General features: G+C 39.0%; 27 protein-coding genes. 24 read left to right on the top strand and 3 right to left on the bottom strand.

Annotated features, from left to right (window positions below; translation table 11 throughout):
• The first annotated feature begins 57 nt into the window (after positions 1 to 57).
• The 17 genes from rplN to rplQ all read left to right on the top strand — a co-directional run bounded on the left by rplN (position 58) and on the right by rplQ (position 8598).
• Complete coding sequence (rplN, locus tag O1Q81_RS00345) at positions 58 to 429, top strand: 50S ribosomal protein L14 (RefSeq protein WP_132302868.1); 372 nt, start codon at positions 58 to 60, stop codon at positions 427 to 429.
• Positions 430 to 443: 14 nt separating this feature from the next.
• Positions 444 to 755 carry a 50S ribosomal protein L24 gene (rplX, locus tag O1Q81_RS00340; RefSeq protein WP_386697669.1) on the top strand — a complete coding sequence of 104 codons (312 nt, stop codon included), beginning with the start codon at positions 444 to 446 and terminating at the stop codon, positions 753 to 755.
• A 17-nt stretch (positions 756 to 772) separates the two neighbouring features.
• Positions 773 to 1312 carry a 50S ribosomal protein L5 gene (gene rplE / locus O1Q81_RS00335; protein WP_133545470.1) on the top strand — a complete coding sequence of 180 codons (540 nt, stop codon included), beginning with the start codon at positions 773 to 775 and terminating at the stop codon, positions 1310 to 1312.
• Between the two features lie 12 nt (positions 1313 to 1324).
• The gene (rpsN, locus tag O1Q81_RS00330; RefSeq protein ID WP_132302871.1) at positions 1325 to 1630 is read left to right on the top strand and encodes a 30S ribosomal protein S14; all 306 of its coding nucleotides are present in this window, start codon (positions 1325 to 1327) and stop codon (positions 1628 to 1630) included.
• A 37-nt stretch (positions 1631 to 1667) separates the two neighbouring features.
• The gene (gene rpsH, locus O1Q81_RS00325) at positions 1668 to 2060 is read left to right on the top strand and encodes a 30S ribosomal protein S8 (RefSeq protein WP_132302872.1); all 393 of its coding nucleotides are present in this window, start codon (positions 1668 to 1670) and stop codon (positions 2058 to 2060) included.
• A gap of 16 nt (positions 2061 to 2076) precedes the next feature.
• A complete protein-coding gene (rplF, locus tag O1Q81_RS00320; RefSeq protein WP_386687897.1) occupies positions 2077 to 2610 on the top strand; it encodes a 50S ribosomal protein L6 in 534 nt (177 codons plus the stop codon).
• A gap of 13 nt (positions 2611 to 2623) precedes the next feature.
• A complete protein-coding gene (gene rplR, locus O1Q81_RS00315; protein ID WP_386687895.1) occupies positions 2624 to 2977 on the top strand; it encodes a 50S ribosomal protein L18 in 354 nt (117 codons plus the stop codon).
• Between the two features lie 14 nt (positions 2978 to 2991).
• On the top strand, positions 2992 to 3492 hold the full coding sequence (gene rpsE, locus O1Q81_RS00310; RefSeq protein ID WP_132302875.1) for a 30S ribosomal protein S5: 501 nt from the start codon (positions 2992 to 2994) through the stop codon (positions 3490 to 3492).
• 6 nt (positions 3493 to 3498) lie between these two features.
• Positions 3499 to 3678 (top strand): 50S ribosomal protein L30, encoded by a 180-nt coding sequence (rpmD, locus tag O1Q81_RS00305; RefSeq protein ID WP_132302876.1) that lies wholly within the window; start codon positions 3499 to 3501, stop codon positions 3676 to 3678.
• A gap of 4 nt (positions 3679 to 3682) precedes the next feature.
• Positions 3683 to 4117: a 50S ribosomal protein L15 gene (gene rplO / locus O1Q81_RS00300; protein ID WP_386695001.1), complete on the top strand. Its 435-nt coding sequence runs from the start codon at positions 3683 to 3685 to the stop codon at positions 4115 to 4117.
• Between the two features lie 7 nt (positions 4118 to 4124).
• Entirely contained in the window at positions 4125 to 5450 is a 1326-nt protein-coding gene (gene secY / locus O1Q81_RS00295) for a preprotein translocase subunit SecY (RefSeq protein WP_386687890.1), read from the top strand.
• A 31-nt stretch (positions 5451 to 5481) separates the two neighbouring features.
• Positions 5482 to 5595: a 50S ribosomal protein L36 gene (gene rpmJ / locus O1Q81_RS00290; protein WP_005759601.1), complete on the top strand. Its 114-nt coding sequence runs from the start codon at positions 5482 to 5484 to the stop codon at positions 5593 to 5595.
• Between the two features lie 141 nt (positions 5596 to 5736).
• The gene (gene rpsM, locus O1Q81_RS00285; RefSeq protein WP_386687887.1) at positions 5737 to 6093 is read left to right on the top strand and encodes a 30S ribosomal protein S13; all 357 of its coding nucleotides are present in this window, start codon (positions 5737 to 5739) and stop codon (positions 6091 to 6093) included.
• A 17-nt stretch (positions 6094 to 6110) separates the two neighbouring features.
• On the top strand, positions 6111 to 6500 hold the full coding sequence (rpsK, locus tag O1Q81_RS00280) for a 30S ribosomal protein S11 (RefSeq protein WP_132302881.1): 390 nt from the start codon (positions 6111 to 6113) through the stop codon (positions 6498 to 6500).
• Positions 6501 to 6529: 29 nt separating this feature from the next.
• On the top strand, positions 6530 to 7150 hold the full coding sequence (rpsD, locus tag O1Q81_RS00275) for a 30S ribosomal protein S4 (RefSeq protein WP_386687884.1): 621 nt from the start codon (positions 6530 to 6532) through the stop codon (positions 7148 to 7150).
• A 31-nt stretch (positions 7151 to 7181) separates the two neighbouring features.
• Positions 7182 to 8171: a DNA-directed RNA polymerase subunit alpha gene (locus O1Q81_RS00270; protein ID WP_386687882.1), complete on the top strand. Its 990-nt coding sequence runs from the start codon at positions 7182 to 7184 to the stop codon at positions 8169 to 8171.
• Positions 8172 to 8211: 40 nt separating this feature from the next.
• Complete coding sequence (gene rplQ / locus O1Q81_RS00265; RefSeq protein WP_386687880.1) at positions 8212 to 8598, top strand: 50S ribosomal protein L17; 387 nt, start codon at positions 8212 to 8214, stop codon at positions 8596 to 8598.
• A 75-nt stretch (positions 8599 to 8673) separates the two neighbouring features.
• Here the strand turns inward: rplQ and O1Q81_RS00260 are convergent, their stop codons facing one another.
• The gene (locus tag O1Q81_RS00260; protein ID WP_386697666.1) at positions 8674 to 9702 is read right to left on the bottom strand and encodes a glycosyltransferase family 9 protein; all 1029 of its coding nucleotides are present in this window, start codon (positions 9700 to 9702) and stop codon (positions 8674 to 8676) included.
• A gap of 348 nt (positions 9703 to 10050) precedes the next feature.
• Between O1Q81_RS00260 and rpsP the strand changes: the two genes are divergently transcribed.
• From rpsP to O1Q81_RS00225, 7 genes are all read left to right on the top strand, one after another.
• Positions 10051 to 10299 (top strand): 30S ribosomal protein S16, encoded by a 249-nt coding sequence (rpsP, locus tag O1Q81_RS00255; RefSeq protein WP_386687876.1) that lies wholly within the window; start codon positions 10051 to 10053, stop codon positions 10297 to 10299.
• A gap of 28 nt (positions 10300 to 10327) precedes the next feature.
• Positions 10328 to 10855, top strand: a complete 528-nt coding sequence (gene rimM / locus O1Q81_RS00250; RefSeq protein ID WP_386694997.1) for a ribosome maturation factor RimM — start codon at positions 10328 to 10330, stop codon at positions 10853 to 10855.
• A gap of 48 nt (positions 10856 to 10903) precedes the next feature.
• Positions 10904 to 11680 carry a tRNA (guanosine(37)-N1)-methyltransferase TrmD gene (gene trmD, locus O1Q81_RS00245; protein ID WP_386697664.1) on the top strand — a complete coding sequence of 259 codons (777 nt, stop codon included), beginning with the start codon at positions 10904 to 10906 and terminating at the stop codon, positions 11678 to 11680.
• Positions 11681 to 11724: 44 nt separating this feature from the next.
• Complete coding sequence (gene rplS, locus O1Q81_RS00240) at positions 11725 to 12075, top strand: 50S ribosomal protein L19 (RefSeq protein WP_386687870.1); 351 nt, start codon at positions 11725 to 11727, stop codon at positions 12073 to 12075.
• A 225-nt stretch (positions 12076 to 12300) separates the two neighbouring features.
• Entirely contained in the window at positions 12301 to 13545 is a 1245-nt protein-coding gene (locus tag O1Q81_RS00235; RefSeq protein ID WP_386687868.1) for an HAAAP family serine/threonine permease, read from the top strand.
• A gap of 79 nt (positions 13546 to 13624) precedes the next feature.
• Positions 13625 to 14992 (top strand): L-serine ammonia-lyase, encoded by a 1368-nt coding sequence (locus O1Q81_RS00230; RefSeq protein ID WP_386697662.1) that lies wholly within the window; start codon positions 13625 to 13627, stop codon positions 14990 to 14992.
• Positions 14993 to 15080: 88 nt separating this feature from the next.
• Positions 15081 to 15902, top strand: coding sequence for an alpha/beta hydrolase (locus O1Q81_RS00225; RefSeq protein WP_386697660.1), 822 nt, complete (start codon positions 15081 to 15083; stop codon positions 15900 to 15902).
• Between the two features lie 121 nt (positions 15903 to 16023).
• On the opposite strand, the gene O1Q81_RS00220 is transcribed toward O1Q81_RS00225, so the two are convergent.
• Positions 16024 to 16776, bottom strand: a complete 753-nt coding sequence (locus O1Q81_RS00220; protein ID WP_386687863.1) for an esterase family protein — start codon at positions 16774 to 16776, stop codon at positions 16024 to 16026.
• Between the two features lie 16 nt (positions 16777 to 16792).
• Positions 16793 to 17971 carry an acetyl-CoA carboxylase biotin carboxylase subunit family protein gene (locus O1Q81_RS00215; RefSeq protein WP_386697658.1) on the bottom strand — a complete coding sequence of 393 codons (1179 nt, stop codon included), beginning with the start codon at positions 17969 to 17971 and terminating at the stop codon, positions 16793 to 16795.
• Between the last annotated feature and the right edge of the window lie 16 nt (positions 17972 to 17987).

The following is a 17987-nucleotide window of genomic DNA, read 5'->3' as shown; positions in this document are numbered from 1 at the left end:
ATTAAGGTAGATAGGTTCGTCCCGCAAGGGTGTTTTTAACTTAAACGGAGCACTAATATGATCCAGACACAGACTATGCTAGACGTTGCTGATAACTCAGGCGCTCGTAGCGTAATGTGTATTAAGGTTCTAGGTGGATCGCATCGCCGTTATGCTGCAATTGGCGACATCATCAAAATTACTGTGAAAGAAGCAATTCCACGCGGTAAAGTGAAAAAAGGTGATGTGTTAAAAGCAGTGGTTGTGCGCACTAGAAAGGGTGTTCGTCGCCCAGACGGATCAGTCATTCGTTTCGATGGTAATGCTTGTGTGATTTTAAATAATAACACGGAGCAACCTATCGGTACCCGTATTTTTGGACCTGTGACGCGTGAACTTCGCTCTGAGAAGTTTATGAAGATCATTTCTTTAGCACCAGAAGTACTATAAGGGAGAGATAAGAAATGGCTGCAAAAATTCGTCAAAATGATGAAGTAATCGTTCTTGCCGGTAAAGATAAAGGCAAACGTGGAAAGGTAACTCAAGTGTTACCAAACGGTAAAGTTCTTGTTGAAGGTATTAAAATCATTACTAAACATGAAAAACCTGTACCTGCTTTAGGCAAAGAGGGTGGTTTAGTGAAGAAAGAAGCGCCAATTGATGCGTCAAATGTAGCGATCTTCAATCCAACAACTAACAAAGCTGACCGTGTAGGTTTTAGATTCGAAGAGGGCGAAAAGGTCCGTTTCTTCAAATCTAATAATGAAATTATTTAACAAACTGGAGTAATGCGATGGCGAAACTGCATGATTACTACAGAGATCAAGTAGTTAATGAATTGAAAAACAAATTCAACTACGCATCTGTCATGCAAGTCCCACGAATCGAAAAGATTACCCTGAATATGGGTGTGGGTGAAGCATTGACCGATAAGAAATTGCTAGATAACGCCGTAGCGGATTTAGCAGCGATTAGCGGTCAAAAACCTTTAATTACTAAAGCACGCAAATCTGTTGCAGGCTTTAAAATCCGTCAGGGATATCCAATCGGTTGTAAAGTAACACTACGTGGTGAACGTATGTGGGAGTTCTTTGAACGTTTAATTACAATTGCTGTTCCACGTATTCGTGACTTCCGCGGTTTAAGTGCGAAATCATTTGATGGTCGTGGTAATTACAGTATGGGTGTGCGTGAGCAAATCATCTTCCCTGAAATCGACTATGATAAAGTTGATCGTGTTCGTGGTTTAGATATTACTATTACCACAACAGCTAAGAATGATGAAGAAGGTCAAGCACTACTTGCTGCCTTTAATTTCCCATTCCGTAAATAAGGCAGGTTATCAATGGCTAAACAATCAATGAAAGCACGCGATGTAAAACGCGTTAAATTGGCTGAAAAGTTCTATGCTCAACGTGTAGAATTGAAAAAAATCATTTCTGACGTGAATTCTTCTGATGAAGATCGTTGGAGTGCGGTGTTAAAGTTACAAACTTTACCGCGTGATTCAAGCCCAAGTCGCCAACGTAACCGCTGTCGCCAAACTGGTCGTCCTCACGGCGTATTAAGTAAGTTTGGTTTAAGCCGTATTAAGGTCCGTGAAGCAGCCATGCGTGGTGAGATCCCAGGTCTTAAAAAAGCAAGTTGGTAATGTACCACTTTATATTGGAATCGGAGAATAAAGCACAATGAGTATGCAAGATCCAATCGCAGATATGTTGACCCGTATTCGTAACGGTCAAGCTGCGAACAAAGTTGCGATCAGTATGCCTTCATCCAAGCTAAAAGTGGCTATTGCCAATGTGTTAGCGGAAGAAGGTTACGTTGAAAGCGTAAAAGTTTTAGAAGGTGTAAAACCTGAATTGGAAATTACATTAAAATATTTCCAAGGTAAACCAGTTGTAGAAAGTATCCAACGTGTAAGCCGTCCAGGTCTTCGTATTTACAAACGTAAAGACGAATTACCAAAAGTAATGGGTGGTTTAGGTGTTGCTGTGGTTTCTACATCTAAAGGTGTGATGACTGACCGTGCTGCTCGTCAAGCGGGTTTAGGCGGCGAAATCATCTGTTATGTAGCTTAATGGAGAGGTAGGAAAAATGTCTCGTGTTGCAAAAGCACCCGTAACTGTTCCTGCCGGTGTTGAGGTTAAACTTAACGGCCAGCTATTAACAGTGAAAGGTAAGAATGGTGAGTTAACTCGTACTATTCATAACTCAGTTGAAGTTAAACAAGATAATGGTGCATTAACTTTCGCACCACGTGATGGTAGTGTGGGTGCAAATGCACAATCAGGTACTGCACGTGCGTTGGTTAATGCAATGGTTATTGGTGTTACCGAAGGTTTCACAAGAAAATTACAACTCGTCGGTGTGGGTTATAGAGCACAAGTAAAAGGCAACGTAGTTGGTTTGAGCTTAGGTTTTTCACACCCTGTCGAGCACACTTTACCAGCAGGTATTACTGCAGAATGTCCATCTCAAACCGAAATCGTGTTGAAAGGTGCTGACAAACAATTAATCGGTCAAGTGGCTGCAGATATTCGTGCATACCGTAAACCAGAACCTTATAAAGGTAAAGGTGTTCGTTATGCGGACGAAGTTGTACGTACTAAAGAAGCTAAGAAAAAATAATTAAGGTAACACTATGGATAAGAAATCAGCTCGTATCCGTCGTGCAGCTCGTGCTCGTCATATGATGAGAGAGCAAGGTGTAACGCGTTTAGTCGTTCACCGCACTCCGCGTCATATTTACGCACAAGTGATTGCACCGAACGGTTCAGAAGTGCTTGCCGCTGCTTCTACAGTAGAAAAAGCAATTAGTGAGCAAGTAAAATATACCGGTAACAAAGATGCTGCTGCAGTAGTGGGTAAAGCCGTTGCTGAGCGTGCATTAGCGAAAGGCGTGAAAGACGTTGCTTTCGATCGTTCTGGTTTTAAATATCATGGTCGTGTCCAATCTTTAGCGGACGCTGCTCGTGAAGCTGGTCTACAGTTCTAATAGAGGAAATTGAGATGTCAAACATCGAAAAACAAGCTGGTGAACTGCAAGAGAAGCTAATCGCGGTAAACCGTGTATCAAAAACTGTAAAAGGTGGTCGTATTATGAGCTTTACTGCTTTGACAGTAGTAGGTGATGGTAATGGTCGTATCGGTTTTGGTTATGGTAAAGCACGCGAAGTTCCAGCAGCAATCCAAAAAGCAATGGAAAAAGCACGTCGTAACATGATTAACGTAGCTTTAAATGAAGGTACATTACAACACCCAGTGAAAGGTGTTCATACTGGTTCTCGTGTATTTATGCAACCAGCAAGCGAAGGTACAGGTATCATCGCAGGCGGTGCAATGCGAGCAGTATTAGAAGTCGCTGGTGTACGTAATGTTCTATCTAAAGCATACGGTTCAACCAACCCAATTAACGTTGTGCGTGCAACAATTGATGCACTCGCAAATATGAAATCACCAGAGATGGTTGCTGCAAAACGTGGCAAAACCGTTGATGAAATTTTGGGGTAATGGATTATGGCTAAAACTATTAAAGTAACTCAAACTCGTAGCTCAATTGCTCGTTTACCGAAGCATAAAGCCACATTAAAAGGTTTAGGTCTTCGCCATATTCGTCATACTGTAGAACTAGAAGATACACCTTCTGTTCGTGGTATGATTAACCAAGTTTCTTATATGGTTAAAGTGGAGGAGTAAGAGAATGCGTTTAAATACTCTATCTCCGGCTGAAGGTGCGAAGCACAGTGCTAAGCGTTTAGGTCGTGGTATTGGTTCAGGTCTAGGCAAAACTGGTGGACGTGGTCATAAAGGTCAGAAATCTCGTACTGGTGGCGGTGTTCGTCGCGGTTTCGAGGGTGGTCAAATGCCTTTATATCGTCGTTTACCAAAATTTGGTTTTACTTCAATGAAAGCAGCCGTAACTGCTGAAATTCGTTTGAATGATTTAACTAAAGTAGAAGGTAATGTTGTCACTTTAGATTCATTAAAGGCAGCGAACTTAGTCACTAAAGATATTCAATTTGTTAAAATTATTTTAGCGGGTGAAGTCAAAGGTACAGTAACTGTTCGTGGTTTACGTGTAACTAAGGGTGCGAAAGCAGCGATTGAAGCTGCTGGTGGATCAATCGAGGAATAATTAACAGATGGCTAAGCAACCAGGGTATCAAAGTAGAAGTACTCAAAGCGGTAAAGGTGAACTTAAAAGTAGATTACTTTTTGTATTAGGTGCACTAATCGTTTTCCGTATTGGTTCTTTCATTCCGGTTCCTGGTATTGATGCGGCCGTGTTAGCTCAATTAATTGAACAGCAAAAAGGTACCATCATTGAAATGTTTAATATGTTCTCTGGTGGTGCATTGAGTCGTGCGTCAATTTTTGCTCTGGGTATTATGCCGTATATCTCGGCATCAATTATTATTCAGTTGCTGACCACGGTTTATCCTGCATTAAATGAGTTGAAGAAAGAAGGTGAATCTGGTCGCCGTAAAATGAGTAAGTACACGCGTTACACAACGTTAGGGCTTGCCACGTTACAGGCGATAGGTATTTCAACTGGTTTACCAAGTATGTTGCCAGGACTAGTGCCTAATTTAGGCTTTGGTTTTTATTTTACAGCAGTAATTAGTCTTGTCACAGGAACTATGTTCTTAATGTGGTTAGGTGAACAGATTACTGAGCGTGGGATTGGTAACGGTATTTCTTTAATCATCTTCGCAGGTATCGTAGCTGGTCTTCCAGCTGCTATTGGTCAAACTATTGAGCAGGCGCGTCAAGGGCAAATGCATCCATTAGTTCTTTTATTGATTGCCGTAGTTGTTTTTGCTGTGACTTATTTCGTTGTATTCGTTGAACGAGGACAACGTCGAGTAAAAGTAGAATATGCTAAACGTCAACAAGGACGTCAAATATTAGGTGGAGGTTCGTCACATTTACCATTAAAAGTAAATATGGCAGGTGTTATTCCAGCGATCTTTGCATCCAGTGTTATTTTGTTCCCAGCAACAATAACATCATGGTTCGGTGAAGGTTCTAGCCTTGAGTGGTTAACGAATTTGTCGTTAATGCTACAACCAGGTCAGCCAATTTATTTGATTGTCTATGCTGCAGCGATTATGTTCTTTAGCTTTTTCTATGCTGCAATGCAATTTAATCCGCGTGATACAGCCGATAATTTGAAAAAATCTGGAGCATTTATCCCAGGAATTAGACCAGGTGAACAAACATCTCGTTATATAGATAAAATTATGACCCGTCTTACCTTAGTGGGTGGTCTTTATATTATATTCGTATGTTTAGTTCCTTATATTATGACATCAGCTTGGAATGTCCAATTTTATTTTGGCGGTACTTCCTTGTTAATCGTTGTAGTGGTAATTATGGATTTCATCGTGCAGGTTCAAAGTCATTTAATGTCGACTAAATATGAATCTGCTTTGAAAAAGGCAAACCTTAAAGGTTTTGGACAGTAATTTGTCCATTTTATAAAGTAAAGGATAAGCAATGAAAGTTCGTGCTTCCGTAAAGAGAATTTGTCGTAACTGTAAAATTGTGAAACGTGAAGGTGTTGTTCGTGTATTATGTAGCGACCCTAAACATAAACAACGTCAAGGTTAATTGATAATTTTTTCTTGCAAAGAACCAGTTGAGCAGTTATACTGCTCAGCTCATTTATGTCCTTGGTATATTGTTTGAGTATCCTGAAAACGGGCTTTTCAAGATCAATATACCAAATTAGTTAAAAAATAGGAGTGCATAGTGGCCCGTATTGCAGGCATTAACATTCCTGATCATAAACATACTGTAATCGCTTTAACAGCAATTTATGGTATCGGTAAAACCCGTGCACAAGCTATTTGTGCTGCGACTGGTATTGCTGAAAGCGTTAAGATCAGAGAATTGTCTGAAGAGCAGATTGATAAACTGCGTGACGAAGTTGGTAAATTTACCGTTGAAGGTGACTTACGCCGTGAAGTAACACTTAACATCAAACGTCTATTAGACTTAGGTTGTTATCGTGGTTTACGCCACCGTCGTAGTTTACCGGTACGTGGTCAACGTACTAAAACTAATGCGCGTACCCGTAAGGGTCCACGTAAGCCGATCAAAAAATAAGTCGGGGTAAAGATTAAATGGCTAAAACACCAGTTCGTGCACGTAAACGTGTAAAAAAACAAGTTGTAGATGGCGTAGCTCACATTCACGCATCTTTCAATAATACAATCGTGACTATTACTGACCGTCAAGGTAATGCTCTAGCGTGGGCAACCGCAGGTGGTTCAGGTTTCCGTGGTTCTCGTAAATCCACTCCGTTCGCCGCACAGGTTGCAGCAGAGCGTTGTGCTGAAGTTGTCAAAGAATTTGGCTTAAAGAACTTGGAAGTTATGGTTAAAGGTCCGGGTCCAGGTCGTGAATCAACAATCCGTGCATTAAATGCAGCAGGATTTAAAATCACGAACATTACAGATGTGACTCCGATTCCTCATAACGGTTGTCGTCCACCGAAAAAACGTCGTGTTTAATTTGACGTTAGGATAATTGGAGAAAGAAAATGGCAAGATATTTGGGTCCAAAACTCAAGCTAAGCCGTCGTGAAGGCACTGATTTATTTCTTAAATCAGGCGTGCGTGCTATCGATTCTAAATGTAAAATTGATACAGCACCTGGTCAACACGGTGCTCGCAAACCACGTTTATCTGACTATGGTAGTCAGTTACGTGAAAAACAAAAAGTTCGCCGTATCTACGGTATTTTAGAACGTCAATTCCGTAATTATTATAAAGAAGCGAACCGCTTAAAAGGTAATACTGGTGAGAATTTATTAGTATTATTAGAAGGTCGCTTGGATAACGTTGTTTATCGTATGGGATTTGCTGCCACTCGTGCAGAAGCTCGCCAATTAGTGAGTCACAAAGCGATTGTTGTAAATGGTCGTGTTGTAAATATCCCATCTTTCCAAGTTTCCGTTGATGATGTGATTGCTGTGCGTGAGAAATCTAAAAAGCAAGCTCGTATCAAAGCATCATTGGAATTAGCAGAGCAAAAAGAAAAACCAACTTGGTTAGAAGTTGATTCTGCTAAAATGGAAGGTGTGTTCAAACGTGTTCCTGAACGTTCTGATTTATCAGCAGACATTAATGAACATCTGATCGTTGAGCTTTACTCTAAATAATAGTTAAGCTTACAAGCAAAGAGAGGATAAAATGCAGGGTTCTGTTACAGAATTTTTAAAGCCACACTTAGTGGATATTGAGCAAATCAGCTCAACACACGCTAAAGTGATCTTAGAACCGTTAGAGCGTGGTTTTGGCCATACTCTAGGTAATGCATTGCGTCGTATTCTTTTATCTTCAATGCCAGGTTGTGCTGTCACTGAAGTAGAAATTGAAGGCGTATTGCATGAATACAGTAGTAAAGAGGGTGTTCAAGAAGATATTCTTGAAGTGCTTCTAAACTTAAAAGGCCTAGCGGTTAAAGTTCAGAATAAAGATGATGTATTTCTGACATTAAACAAATCTGGAATTGGCCCTGTTGTTGCAGCTGACATTACCCATGATGGTGATGTAGAAATCGTAAATCCTGATCATGTAATTTGTCATTTAACCGATGAAAATGCATCTGTTAATATGCGTATTCGTGTACAACGTGGTAGAGGTTATGTTCCTGCTTCTGCTCGTGTACATGCTCAGGATGAAGAACGTCCAATTGGTCGTCTGTTAGTAGATGCTTGTTATAGTCCTGTTGATCGTATTGCTTACAATGTAGAAGCAGCACGTGTTGAACAGCGTACTGACTTAGATAAGTTAGTTATTGAGTTAGAAACAAACGGCACTATTGATCCAGAAGAAGCAATTCGTCGTGCTGCAACAATTTTAGCGGAACAGCTTGATGCATTCGTTGATTTGCGAGATGTTCGTCAGCCAGAAGTCAAGGAAGAAAAACCGGAATTTGATCCGATTTTATTACGTCCAGTTGATGACTTAGAGTTGACAGTTCGTTCTGCTAACTGTTTGAAAGCAGAAACAATTCATTATATCGGTGATTTAGTCCAACGTACTGAAGTTGAGTTATTAAAAACACCTAATCTTGGTAAGAAATCTCTTACTGAAATTAAGGATGTACTCGCTTCTCGTGGTCTATCACTTGGTATGCGCCTTGAAAATTGGCCACCAGCAAGTATTGCTGAAGATTAATGGTCAATTAGGTTAAGATTTTTCTGAGAAGGATAAGGTCATGCGCCATCGTAAGAGTGGTCGTCAATTAAACCGTAATAGTAGTCATCGCCAAGCGATGTTCCGTAATATGGCAAGTTCTTTAATTGGTCATGAGATCATTAAGACAACTGTGCCAAAAGCGAAAGAATTACGTCGTGTAGTTGAGCCGTTAATTACATTAGCAAAAATAGACAGCGTAGCAAATCGCCGTTTAGCTTTTGCTCGTACACGCAGCATTGAAACTGTTGCAAAATTATTTAATGAATTAGGTCCACGTTTTGCTCAGCGTGCAGGTGGTTACACTCGTATCTTAAAATGTGGTTTCCGTGCAGGCGATAACGCACCAATGGCATACATTGAGTTAGTTGATCGTCCCGAAGTGGCAGCTGAAGCTGTTGCGGAATAATTTGTAATGATAAATTAAAAGCTCACTAAGAAGTGAGCTTTTTTATTTGTTTACTATATACACCTTCTGGTACCATTATTGCCACTGTTGTTTAATAAATGGGATAATCTCTACTAAACAATCCTGAATAGAAATCACTGTCAGATTTTTTTCTACTTCTTTTCTAAACGGCGGACAAAAGGCAATATGACGGTCGGCTTGATTAATTGGTCGCCAACGGCGTGGAATAGCGGATAAACGGCTCGGGTAAAATCCCACTGTTGGAATATTCAATGCACCGCAAATATGTAAGGGACCTGTCGATCCCGCAATAAATAAATTCGCACAAGCTAAAGAATAAGTAAAATCCTGCAGACCATTATTTTTATCGTAAATAACGATATTTTTGTTGTTCACTATTTCTGCTAATTGATGGGCTTTTTCGCTTTCGTTTGGACCAGCAGTTAGCACAATATGACAATCAAATTCTGCCAAAATGCCATTAATTAACTCTGCATATTGATTTAACGATAAACTATTTGCCGATCCCCCTGTGCCACTATGTACAAACAACCATTTTTTATTTGGCACAAGGTTTAATTGTTGGCTTAATAAAATTCGTTGATTTTGTACCGCAGTTTTATCCAAATTTAAATAAGGTGGTTGTGGTTCAATAGCGGTAATTTGATGATCTTGCAAAAATTGATAAACTAAATCCATATTATATTGAAATTCTGCTTTTTCTGAACGGGAGCGACGTTGGGTTAAGCGATGGTTATATAAATATTGAAATAATTTCGTGGCTGGAGCAAGGCGATATTTAATGCCCGATTGCCAAGTTAATTTGGCGTTATACCAATTGGACACAAAGCTAATGACAGCATCAAATCTTTTCTGCTTGATTTGGCTCAAAGTGCGGTGAAATTCTGCCGAATTTTTTTTATTCTTGTCAGCAATAATAATTTCATCAATATAGGGGCAGAGTTCCGCTAATGGAGCTGTGTAATTAGGTACTAACGCTGTAATTTTGATCTGAGGAGCCGATTGTTTAAGCAAAGCTAAAGCTGGGAAAATCAGTATAAAATCACCGATTTTATCGTTGCGGATAACGAGAAGATTTTGCATAAGGTTTTCCTAAAAGATTGTTTAAGTTATTATAACCCTAAATAAAGCGGCAAGCCACAGCGTGATATTGGGATTTACCCTGCACTGACGTACAAAGTTAAGCAAGTAACGATGCTTCGCATCTTAACAACATAGATTAGCCACAGCGTGGCGTTACCATGCTTAGCCCTGTACGTCAGTGCAGGGTTGATTGGGTTCCATGTTGTTACTATTGTTTTTCCCCTTGCTTTTTTAATAAAAAAATGTATAATTCTCAGGCTTTTTGTCTATATATACAGAGAAAAAAGTAAGCATTCCTACTCCTTCGATGTAGGTTTTCTTTTATTATTAAATAATTAGAGGAAGGTTATGGTAACCATTCGTTTATCTCGTGGCGGAGCTAAAAAACGCCCATTCTATCAAATCGTTGTCGCTGACAGCCGTTCACCACGTGACGGTCGTTTCATTGAGCGTGTAGGCTTTTTCAATCCATTAGCAACGGGTAAGGCTGAACGTTTACGTTTAGATTTAGATCGTGTTAATGCGTGGTTAGAAAAAGGTGCAAGCCTGTCTGATCGTGTTTCTTCTTTGGTGAAAGAAGCACAAAAAGCAGCATAATTAAACGATTTGAGTATAGGTGATTAATATGGAACAGCAACGTATTGAAGTAGTGGGCAAATTAGGCTCGACTTACGGTATTCGTGGTTGGTTACGTATTTATTCATCTACCGAATCCGCTGAAAATATCTTTGCTTATCAACCTTGGTTTTTGAAAATCAAAGGACAGTGGCAAGCTACAGAATTAGAAAGTTGGAAACATCATAATCACGAGCTGATAGTTAAATTAAAAAATGTCAACGATCGTGAAGTGGCTCAAACCCTTGCTAACGTGGAAATTGGTGTCGATTTGTCAGTTTTTCCAACATTGGAAGACGGCGATTATTATTGGCACGATTTGATCGGTTGCCAAGTGATCAATTTACAAGGCTATGCAATGGGGATAGTGTCCGAAATGATGGAAACAGGTTCTAATGATGTCTTAGTGGTTAAAGCCACTCACAAAGATGCGTTCGGCAAACAAGAACGGTTGATTCCGTTTTTATATGAACAAGTAGTTAAAAGAGTCGATCTCACCACAAAGACGATTGAAGTGGATTGGGACGCTGGTTTCTAATCTCAGGTACGCTGTGGCGCTTTTAAGTCGTAATATTCGGGGAAATTTATGTTTATAGGGATCGTCACCCTGTTTCCCGAAATGTTTAAAGCAATTACAGAATTTGGGGTAACAGGTAGAGCAGTTAAACAGCATTTGCTGAATGTGCAATGTGTGAATCCAAGAGATTTTACTTTTGATAAGCACAAAACCGTGGACGACCGCCCTTATGGCGGTGGACCAGGCATGCTAATGATGGTGCAACCTTTAAGGGACGCTATTCACCAAGCTAAAGCAAAAGCAAATATGTATAACACAAGCGGTAAAAAGACTGATGACAACAAAGTTAAAGTCATTTATCTTTCACCGCAAGGACGTAAACTCGATCAAGCTGGGGTAAAAGAACTAGCACAAAATGAAAAACTCATTTTAGTGTGTGGGCGTTACGAAGGCATTGATGAACGATTGATTCAAACCGAAATTGATGAAGAATGGTCAATCGGCGATTATGTTCTCACTGGTGGGGAATTACCTGCAATGACGTTGATTGACGCTGTTGCACGATTTATCCCTGGGGTATTAGGCAAACAAGCTTCTGCAGCTGAAGATTCATTTGCTACAGGATTGCTGGATTGCCCACATTATACCCGACCAGATGTGTTAGACGAACTCACTGTGCCACCTGTGCTGATATCAGGCAATCACGAAGAAATTCGCAAATGGCGATTAAAACAATCCCTTGAGCGAACGTGGTTACGCCGCCCTGAGCTACTGGAAAAACTAGCTCTGACTGACGAACAAAAGAAACTGCTGAAACAAATTAAATCTGAACAAGAGGCAATCTGAAACAGCTTAATCAGTTAATTCTAGTATTAAAAAAGGTCTAAAAAATGAGCAACATCATTAAACAACTTGAAGATGAACAATTAAAACAAAACCTCCCGAGCTTTCGTCCTGGTGACACATTAGAAGTGAAAGTATGGGTTGTTGAAGGTTCTAAAAAACGTTTGCAAGCATTCGAAGGCGTGGTTATTGCAATTCGTAACCGTGGCTTGCACAGTGCATTTACTTTACGTAAAATTTCAAACGGTACTGGCGTTGAGCGTGTTTTCCAAACTCACTCACCTGCGATTGACAGCATTACTGTGAAACGTAAAGGTGCGGTACGTAAAGCGAAACTTTACTACTTACGTGAGCGTTCAGGTAAATCTGCACGTATCAAAGAACGTTTGGGTGCGTAATTTTAAGATTTTAGTTCAATTCAAAGGCTTGGGACTTCCCAAGCCTTTTTGCTTTTTTTTATTTCCAACATTTATATTTATTCTGTTAAAAATTTAGGCAAATAGCATATAAATCTTTTAACTAGATCACATTTTCGATATTTATTTCTGGAATTCCGTAATCTTCGGAATATTATACGCACGAATTAATTTTTAATAACTATATAAGGACGTTAAGGAGTTTGTATGTCTGCAAATCAATATTCGATGAAATGGACTAAATTTAATATTGCTTGGATGATTAATTTATTTGGTACCGCTGTCGGAGCAGGAGTATTATTTTTACCAATTAATGCTGGTCGGGCTGGTTTTTGGCCATTAGTGAGTATGGCGGTCTTAGTCGGTCCGATGACTTATTTGGCACATCGTGGTTTATCTCGTTTTGTTTTATCTTCTTCTAAACCAGGGAGCGACATTACCGAAGTGGTAGAAGAACACTTTGGTAAAACCGCAGGTAAATTAATTACTTTATTATATTTCTTTGCGATTTTTCCAATTTTACTAATCTATGGTAATGGGATTACTAATACGGTTGATTCTTTTATTGTACATCAATTAGGCATGGCTTCGCCGAACCGTGCATTACTTTCTTTCGTGTTAATCGCTGTGCTAATTTCCATCATGCTGATGAATGAACGAGTAATGTTAAAACTTACTGAATGGTTAGTTTATCCGTTGGTATTGATTCTTTTCGCGTTATCTATTTATTTGATTCCTGAATGGAATGGAGCAATGTTACAAGAAATGCCTACTATGAGCGGTTTTATTACTACACTTTGGATTACTATCCCCGTGCTGGTCTTCTCATTCAATCATTCACCTGCAATTTCGGCATTTTCTCAATCACAACAACGTGCATATCAAGATCCAATTTTGGCAGAAAAATATGCTAGTCAAACCTTAAAAGGTACATCTACCATGTTGTTGATTTTTGTGATGTTCTTTGTGTTTAGTTGTGTTCTCACTTTGACCCCAGAAGAATTAATTTTGGCGAAAGAGCAAAATATCAGTATTTTATCTTTCTTAGCCAATAAATTTGATAATCCGTATATTTCTTATTTTGGTCCATTAGTTGCTTTCTTTGCAATTACCAGTTCATTCTTTGGTCACTATTTAGGTGCTCGTGAAGGTTTGGAAGGACTTTATATTAAAATGACGGATAACAAACAAATTAATCGTAAAAAACTGAATTATGCTACAGCGATATTCTTCCTATTAACACTTTGGGGCGTTGCTGTGATTAATCCAAGTATTTTAGGCTTAATTGAATCCTTAGGCGGTCCGATTATTGCTATGATTTTATTTATTATGCCAATGTATGCGATTCGTAAAGTGCCAGCAATGCAACGCTATCAAGGTAAATTCAGTAATGTGTTTGTGACAGTAATGGGGTTAATTGCAATTTCTGCGGTTGTCTATGGACTATTTTAAAGATTAGGCTAAAATGCCAATCCTTAAATTCCCCTTTTCGTAAATTGAAAAAGGGAATTTCTCTTATAAGAAGAATGATATGATTAGCGTATTTGATATGTTTAAAGTGGGTATTGGTCCGTCTAGCTCACACACCGTTGGACCAATGAAAGCGGGTAAGCAATTTATTGATGATTTAATTTTCCAGAATTTCTTTGAACAAGTGAACAAAATTCATGTGGATGTTTATGGTTCATTGTCAATGACTGGGCGTGGTCATAATACTGACACTGCCATTATTATGGGGTTAGCGGGTTATTTACCTGATGATGTGGATATTGAGTTAATTCCTAGATTTATTGCGGAATTAAGGGAAACAGCCATGTTGCCGATTGCTCAAGGCAAAAAAATAGTAGAATTTAATTTTGATGAAAATATGCTTTTTCATCAAACATTTTTATCTTTGCACGAAAATGGCATGAAAATCACCGCACTTGATGCTCAACATTCTGTTATCTATCAGAAAATCTACTATTCTATCGGCGGTGGATTTATTGTGGATGAAGAACATTTTGGTCAAGAACAAAAACAAAAATTTGATATACCTTTTCCGTACCAAAATTCAGTAGATATTCTGAAACATTGTAAGGAAAATGGGTTAGCATTTTCCACGGTAATGATGGAAAATGAAATTGCTCTGAATGGTAAAGAAGCGACCGAAAAACATTTATTCCGAGTGTGGAATACTATGCAAGCCTGTATTGAACGTGGTTTACATACCGAGGGGATTTTACCTGGACCATTAAGAGTGCCAAGACGTGCGGCAACTTTATATCGTATGTTGCAAGCTAATACTAACTTGTCAAATGATCCTATGCGAGTTATTGATTGGGTGAATATGTATGCTTTAGCTGTTAATGAAGAAAATGCCGCTGGCGGTCGGGTAGTCACTGCACCAACCAACGGAGCTTGTGGGATTATTCCTGCGGTATTATCCTATTATGAGAAATTCATTTCACCGATTAGCCAAGAAATTATCGAACGTTACTTACTGGCTTGTGGTATGATCGGCTCATTATATAAAATGAATGCTTCAATTTCTGGAGCTGAAGTAGGTTGTCAAGGTGAAGTTGGTGTAGCTTGCTCTATGGCAGCAGCTGGTTTAACGGAGATTTTAGGCGGTAGCCCAGAACAGGTTTGTATTGCAGCTGAAATTGCTATGGAACATAATCTAGGTTTAACCTGCGATCCTGTGGGGGGTCAAGTACAAGTACCTTGTATTGAACGTAATGCGATTGCTTCGGTGAAAGCGATTAATGCTAGTCGTATGGCACTACGCCGCACAACCAATCCTCGAGTAACCTTGGATAAAGTGATTGAAACTATGTATGAGACAGGTAAAGATATGAATTCTAAATACCGAGAAACATCACAAGGTGGTTTGGCGATAAAAGTCATTTGTGATTAATCCAGCATGGGTAAAAAGAGAAGATACTCATCTTCTCTTTTTTGTTTTAAAATAACCGCACTTTTATATTAAGAGATAAGGAAAATACATGGTTCCGGAACGTTTTTATTTAAAAATGGAAGAACATTTTTTATATGTTCCCTATTACGATCACCACCGTCGAGTACGTGTGTTACTGCCTAAAGGCTATCATAAAGATCACTGGCAACATTACCCTGTGGTTTATATGCACGATGGGCAAAATATTTTTTATAGCAAAGAATCTTATTCGGGCTATTCATGGAAAATTATTCCGACTATTAAACGCCATAAGGAATTTCCAAAACTCATTATTGTGGGTATTGATAATGCAGGAACCGCCAGATTAGATGAATATTCACCTTGGCAAGCCAGTGTTGGGCATACCGCACAAGATCGTAATACTGGAGGAAAAGGTGGTGAATATGGCGACTGGGTAGTAAACACGGTTAAGCCTTTCATAGATCACCATTATCGCACTAAACCAGAGCGTGAGCATACGCTATTGGCGGGTAGTTCAATGGGCGGTATTATCACGGCTTATATGGGGTCTGCTTATCCTCATATTTTTGGACATTTAGGCGTGTTCTCTTTAGCATCTTGGTTTTGCGAAGGTGATTTCCTCCGCTTTACCCATCAACATCCCATTGACCGAGCCAGCCGAGTTTTTATTCAAGTCGGAACAAATGAAGGTGATGATGTGGATGCACGATATATCTCGAATATGAATCAGGCTTATATTGATTGTACTTTACGTTACTATCAAGGGTTAATTAGAACAGGACATTCGGTCGATAATATTCGTTTACGTATTATGGCAAATGAAATCCACCATGAGAAACACTGGGCAAACCATTTTGTAGAGTTTTTACAGTTCTCATTAATTGAATAGTGCGGTGAAAAAAAGAAAAGATTTAGTTTTGACACTAGGTTACGCATAGTAATGATTACTATGCGTTGTATAAAATGTAGTTACTCATAACCCTGTAATTACAGGGTTAAATTGAGTTCAATTAAATAATTCCTTGTTCTTCTAACTTACCTAAGAAGAATGGCATTTGTACTCGCCACCAAGGCCAGTCATGATCCACATCACTGCCCCAGAAATCGAACCAAGCACTAATACTTTTGTTATCAAAAACCTGTTGTAAGCGAGCAGTGTCTGCAATATGCTGTTCTTCCCAAGCACCTTGACCAACTGCCACTATATAATGATTTCTACGATAACGTTCTAAGAACCATTCATCTTGTTGATTTGCCATATAATCAATTGGTGAATTGAAATATACGGCTTGATCACTACCAAAATCACCAGTAAAAAAACGTGCATCATACACACCACTTAATGCAATAGCTGTATCAAATAAATCAGGATGACGTAATGCAAAGTTAATCGCATGGAATGCTCCCATGCTACAGCCAGTGGCAATCATAGGACCACCCCATTGTGATTCGTGACGAATGAGTGGCACTAATTCATGTATAATATAACGATCATAAGCATTATGAGCTAATGCCATATCATGCCCACTTTTCCATGTGGCTAACCACGACTCGTTATCATAGGAATCTGGTGTGTAGAATTTAATTAAGCCTCGTTCAATAAAAGAGCGACAAGCATCAATCATACCAAAGTTACCATATTCGTTCTGATTACCACCAGATGACGGAAACACGACCACTGGTTTACCCGTGTGACCATACACGTTAAAGGACATCTCCCGCCCTAATTCACCGCTCCACTGACTTCTTCTCTCAAAATGCATTTTATTTTATTCCTTGTTATTGTTTTTTCTGGGCAAATTGTACGATCTCACGCATTTTCTCAATGCTATCTGCACGAGCTAAAATACCGTGTTCACCCATGATTTTAGCGAACACACCTGGTACTGTTTGGACACTAATAATATTGTCAGCAAATTTTTCACACACTTGGTCAATGGAATGAGTATAATTTTGGTTGGCTTTACGAGAAATATACACCACATTCCAAGGGTGAGTAATTTTGGTGTAAAATTTATTTTCTGTTACGATATTCGCATATTCTTTGAATACATCAAAATCATTCGCATAATTCCACATATCAATAGTCAAACCACCTGGTGGACGGCAGTTAATTTCTAGTGGTAAAAATTCGCCTGTTTTCTTCACACGGAAAAATTCAAAGTGGAAAAAACGCTCACGTACACCGAAAGCATCTACGCATTGTTTGCCTAATTTGATTAATTCAGGCGAAATATCACGAGGAACATAATAGAACATATCACCATCTTTTTCGACAGTATCTAATACAGCTTCAGAATATTCAAGGCTAGAATAGAATACGATATTACCATCATGATCAGTTAAACCATCAAAGGTTACAATATCCCCATCAATGAATTCTTCCATAATGTATTCAACTTGCGGATTTTTGTAAGTAAAAAAGGCTTCTAATTCATCCGCACTTTTGATTTTGTAAGTATCACTAGCCCCGACACCAGAATTTGGTTTAATAATAACGGGGAATTTCAGTTTGTTAGCTAATTTACGAGCCTCATCATCATTTTGGAAGACTTGTCCTTTAGCTACTTTTAAACCTGTTTGGCGAAAAACTTCTTTCATTTGTGCTTTGGTTTTAATGGCTAACATATCTTCATTTTTATAACCAAAGACATTGAAATCAGTACGCAATTTTGCATCTAATTCAAGCCAGTATTCATTATGTGATTCTACACGATCAATACGACCGTATTTATGGGCAAAATATCCCACGGCACGATAAACTTGATCATAGTCTTCCATATTATCAACACGATAATATTCGGTTAAAGAGTTACGCAAGTTTTCACTTAACTGTTCGTAAGGGGTGTCTGCGATTCCCAATGTGTTAATCCCTTTTTCTTTCATTCGCACCGCAAAGGTCTCGAAATTAGTGGGAAAATGAGGGGAGATCATTACAAAATTGAGTGGTTTTGACATAGTGTTATTTCCATAG

Origin of the sequence: Lonepinella sp. MS14436 (assembly GCF_042470565.1) — a bacterium.
In the GTDB taxonomy this organism is placed as follows: domain Bacteria; phylum Pseudomonadota; class Gammaproteobacteria; order Enterobacterales; family Pasteurellaceae; genus Lonepinella.
This window is presented reverse-complemented; position numbering and strand designations above follow the sequence as displayed.

What these genes read in the sequence shown, in the direction of transcription:
- rpsN (WP_132302871.1), top strand. Translation starts at nt 1,325, where the DNA reads ATGGCTAAACAATCAATGAAAGCACGCGATGTAAAACGCGTTAAATTG.
- rpmD (WP_132302876.1), top strand. Translation starts at nt 3,499, where the DNA reads ATGGCTAAAACTATTAAAGTAACTCAAACTCGTAGCTCAATTGCTCGT.
- rpsP (WP_386687876.1), top strand. Translation starts at nt 10,051, where the DNA reads ATGGTAACCATTCGTTTATCTCGTGGCGGAGCTAAAAAACGCCCATTC.
- O1Q81_RS00220 (WP_386687863.1), bottom strand. Translation starts at nt 16,776, where the DNA reads ATGCATTTTGAGAGAAGAAGTCAGTGGAGCGGTGAATTAGGGCGGGAG.
- rplN (WP_132302868.1), top strand. Translation starts at nt 58, where the DNA reads ATGATCCAGACACAGACTATGCTAGACGTTGCTGATAACTCAGGCGCT.
- O1Q81_RS00260 (WP_386697666.1), bottom strand. Translation starts at nt 9,702, where the DNA reads ATGCAAAATCTTCTCGTTATCCGCAACGATAAAATCGGTGATTTTATA.
- rpsK (WP_132302881.1), top strand. Translation starts at nt 6,111, where the DNA reads ATGGCTAAAACACCAGTTCGTGCACGTAAACGTGTAAAAAAACAAGTT.
- secY (WP_386687890.1), top strand. Translation starts at nt 4,125, where the DNA reads ATGGCTAAGCAACCAGGGTATCAAAGTAGAAGTACTCAAAGCGGTAAA.
- rplX (WP_386697669.1), top strand. Translation starts at nt 444, where the DNA reads ATGGCTGCAAAAATTCGTCAAAATGATGAAGTAATCGTTCTTGCCGGT.
- rpsD (WP_386687884.1), top strand. Translation starts at nt 6,530, where the DNA reads ATGGCAAGATATTTGGGTCCAAAACTCAAGCTAAGCCGTCGTGAAGGC.
- rplR (WP_386687895.1), top strand. Translation starts at nt 2,624, where the DNA reads ATGGATAAGAAATCAGCTCGTATCCGTCGTGCAGCTCGTGCTCGTCAT.
- trmD (WP_386697664.1), top strand. Translation starts at nt 10,904, where the DNA reads ATGTTTATAGGGATCGTCACCCTGTTTCCCGAAATGTTTAAAGCAATT.
- O1Q81_RS00235 (WP_386687868.1), top strand. Translation starts at nt 12,301, where the DNA reads ATGTCTGCAAATCAATATTCGATGAAATGGACTAAATTTAATATTGCT.
- O1Q81_RS00215 (WP_386697658.1), bottom strand. Translation starts at nt 17,971, where the DNA reads ATGTCAAAACCACTCAATTTTGTAATGATCTCCCCTCATTTTCCCACT.
- rplE (WP_133545470.1), top strand. Translation starts at nt 773, where the DNA reads ATGGCGAAACTGCATGATTACTACAGAGATCAAGTAGTTAATGAATTG.
- rpmJ (WP_005759601.1), top strand. Translation starts at nt 5,482, where the DNA reads ATGAAAGTTCGTGCTTCCGTAAAGAGAATTTGTCGTAACTGTAAAATT.
- rplO (WP_386695001.1), top strand. Translation starts at nt 3,683, where the DNA reads ATGCGTTTAAATACTCTATCTCCGGCTGAAGGTGCGAAGCACAGTGCT.
- rpsE (WP_132302875.1), top strand. Translation starts at nt 2,992, where the DNA reads ATGTCAAACATCGAAAAACAAGCTGGTGAACTGCAAGAGAAGCTAATC.
- rpsH (WP_132302872.1), top strand. Translation starts at nt 1,668, where the DNA reads ATGAGTATGCAAGATCCAATCGCAGATATGTTGACCCGTATTCGTAAC.
- rimM (WP_386694997.1), top strand. Translation starts at nt 10,328, where the DNA reads ATGGAACAGCAACGTATTGAAGTAGTGGGCAAATTAGGCTCGACTTAC.
- O1Q81_RS00270 (WP_386687882.1), top strand. Translation starts at nt 7,182, where the DNA reads ATGCAGGGTTCTGTTACAGAATTTTTAAAGCCACACTTAGTGGATATT.
- rplS (WP_386687870.1), top strand. Translation starts at nt 11,725, where the DNA reads ATGAGCAACATCATTAAACAACTTGAAGATGAACAATTAAAACAAAAC.
- rplQ (WP_386687880.1), top strand. Translation starts at nt 8,212, where the DNA reads ATGCGCCATCGTAAGAGTGGTCGTCAATTAAACCGTAATAGTAGTCAT.
- O1Q81_RS00230 (WP_386697662.1), top strand. Translation starts at nt 13,625, where the DNA reads ATGATTAGCGTATTTGATATGTTTAAAGTGGGTATTGGTCCGTCTAGC.
- O1Q81_RS00225 (WP_386697660.1), top strand. Translation starts at nt 15,081, where the DNA reads ATGGTTCCGGAACGTTTTTATTTAAAAATGGAAGAACATTTTTTATAT.
- rplF (WP_386687897.1), top strand. Translation starts at nt 2,077, where the DNA reads ATGTCTCGTGTTGCAAAAGCACCCGTAACTGTTCCTGCCGGTGTTGAG.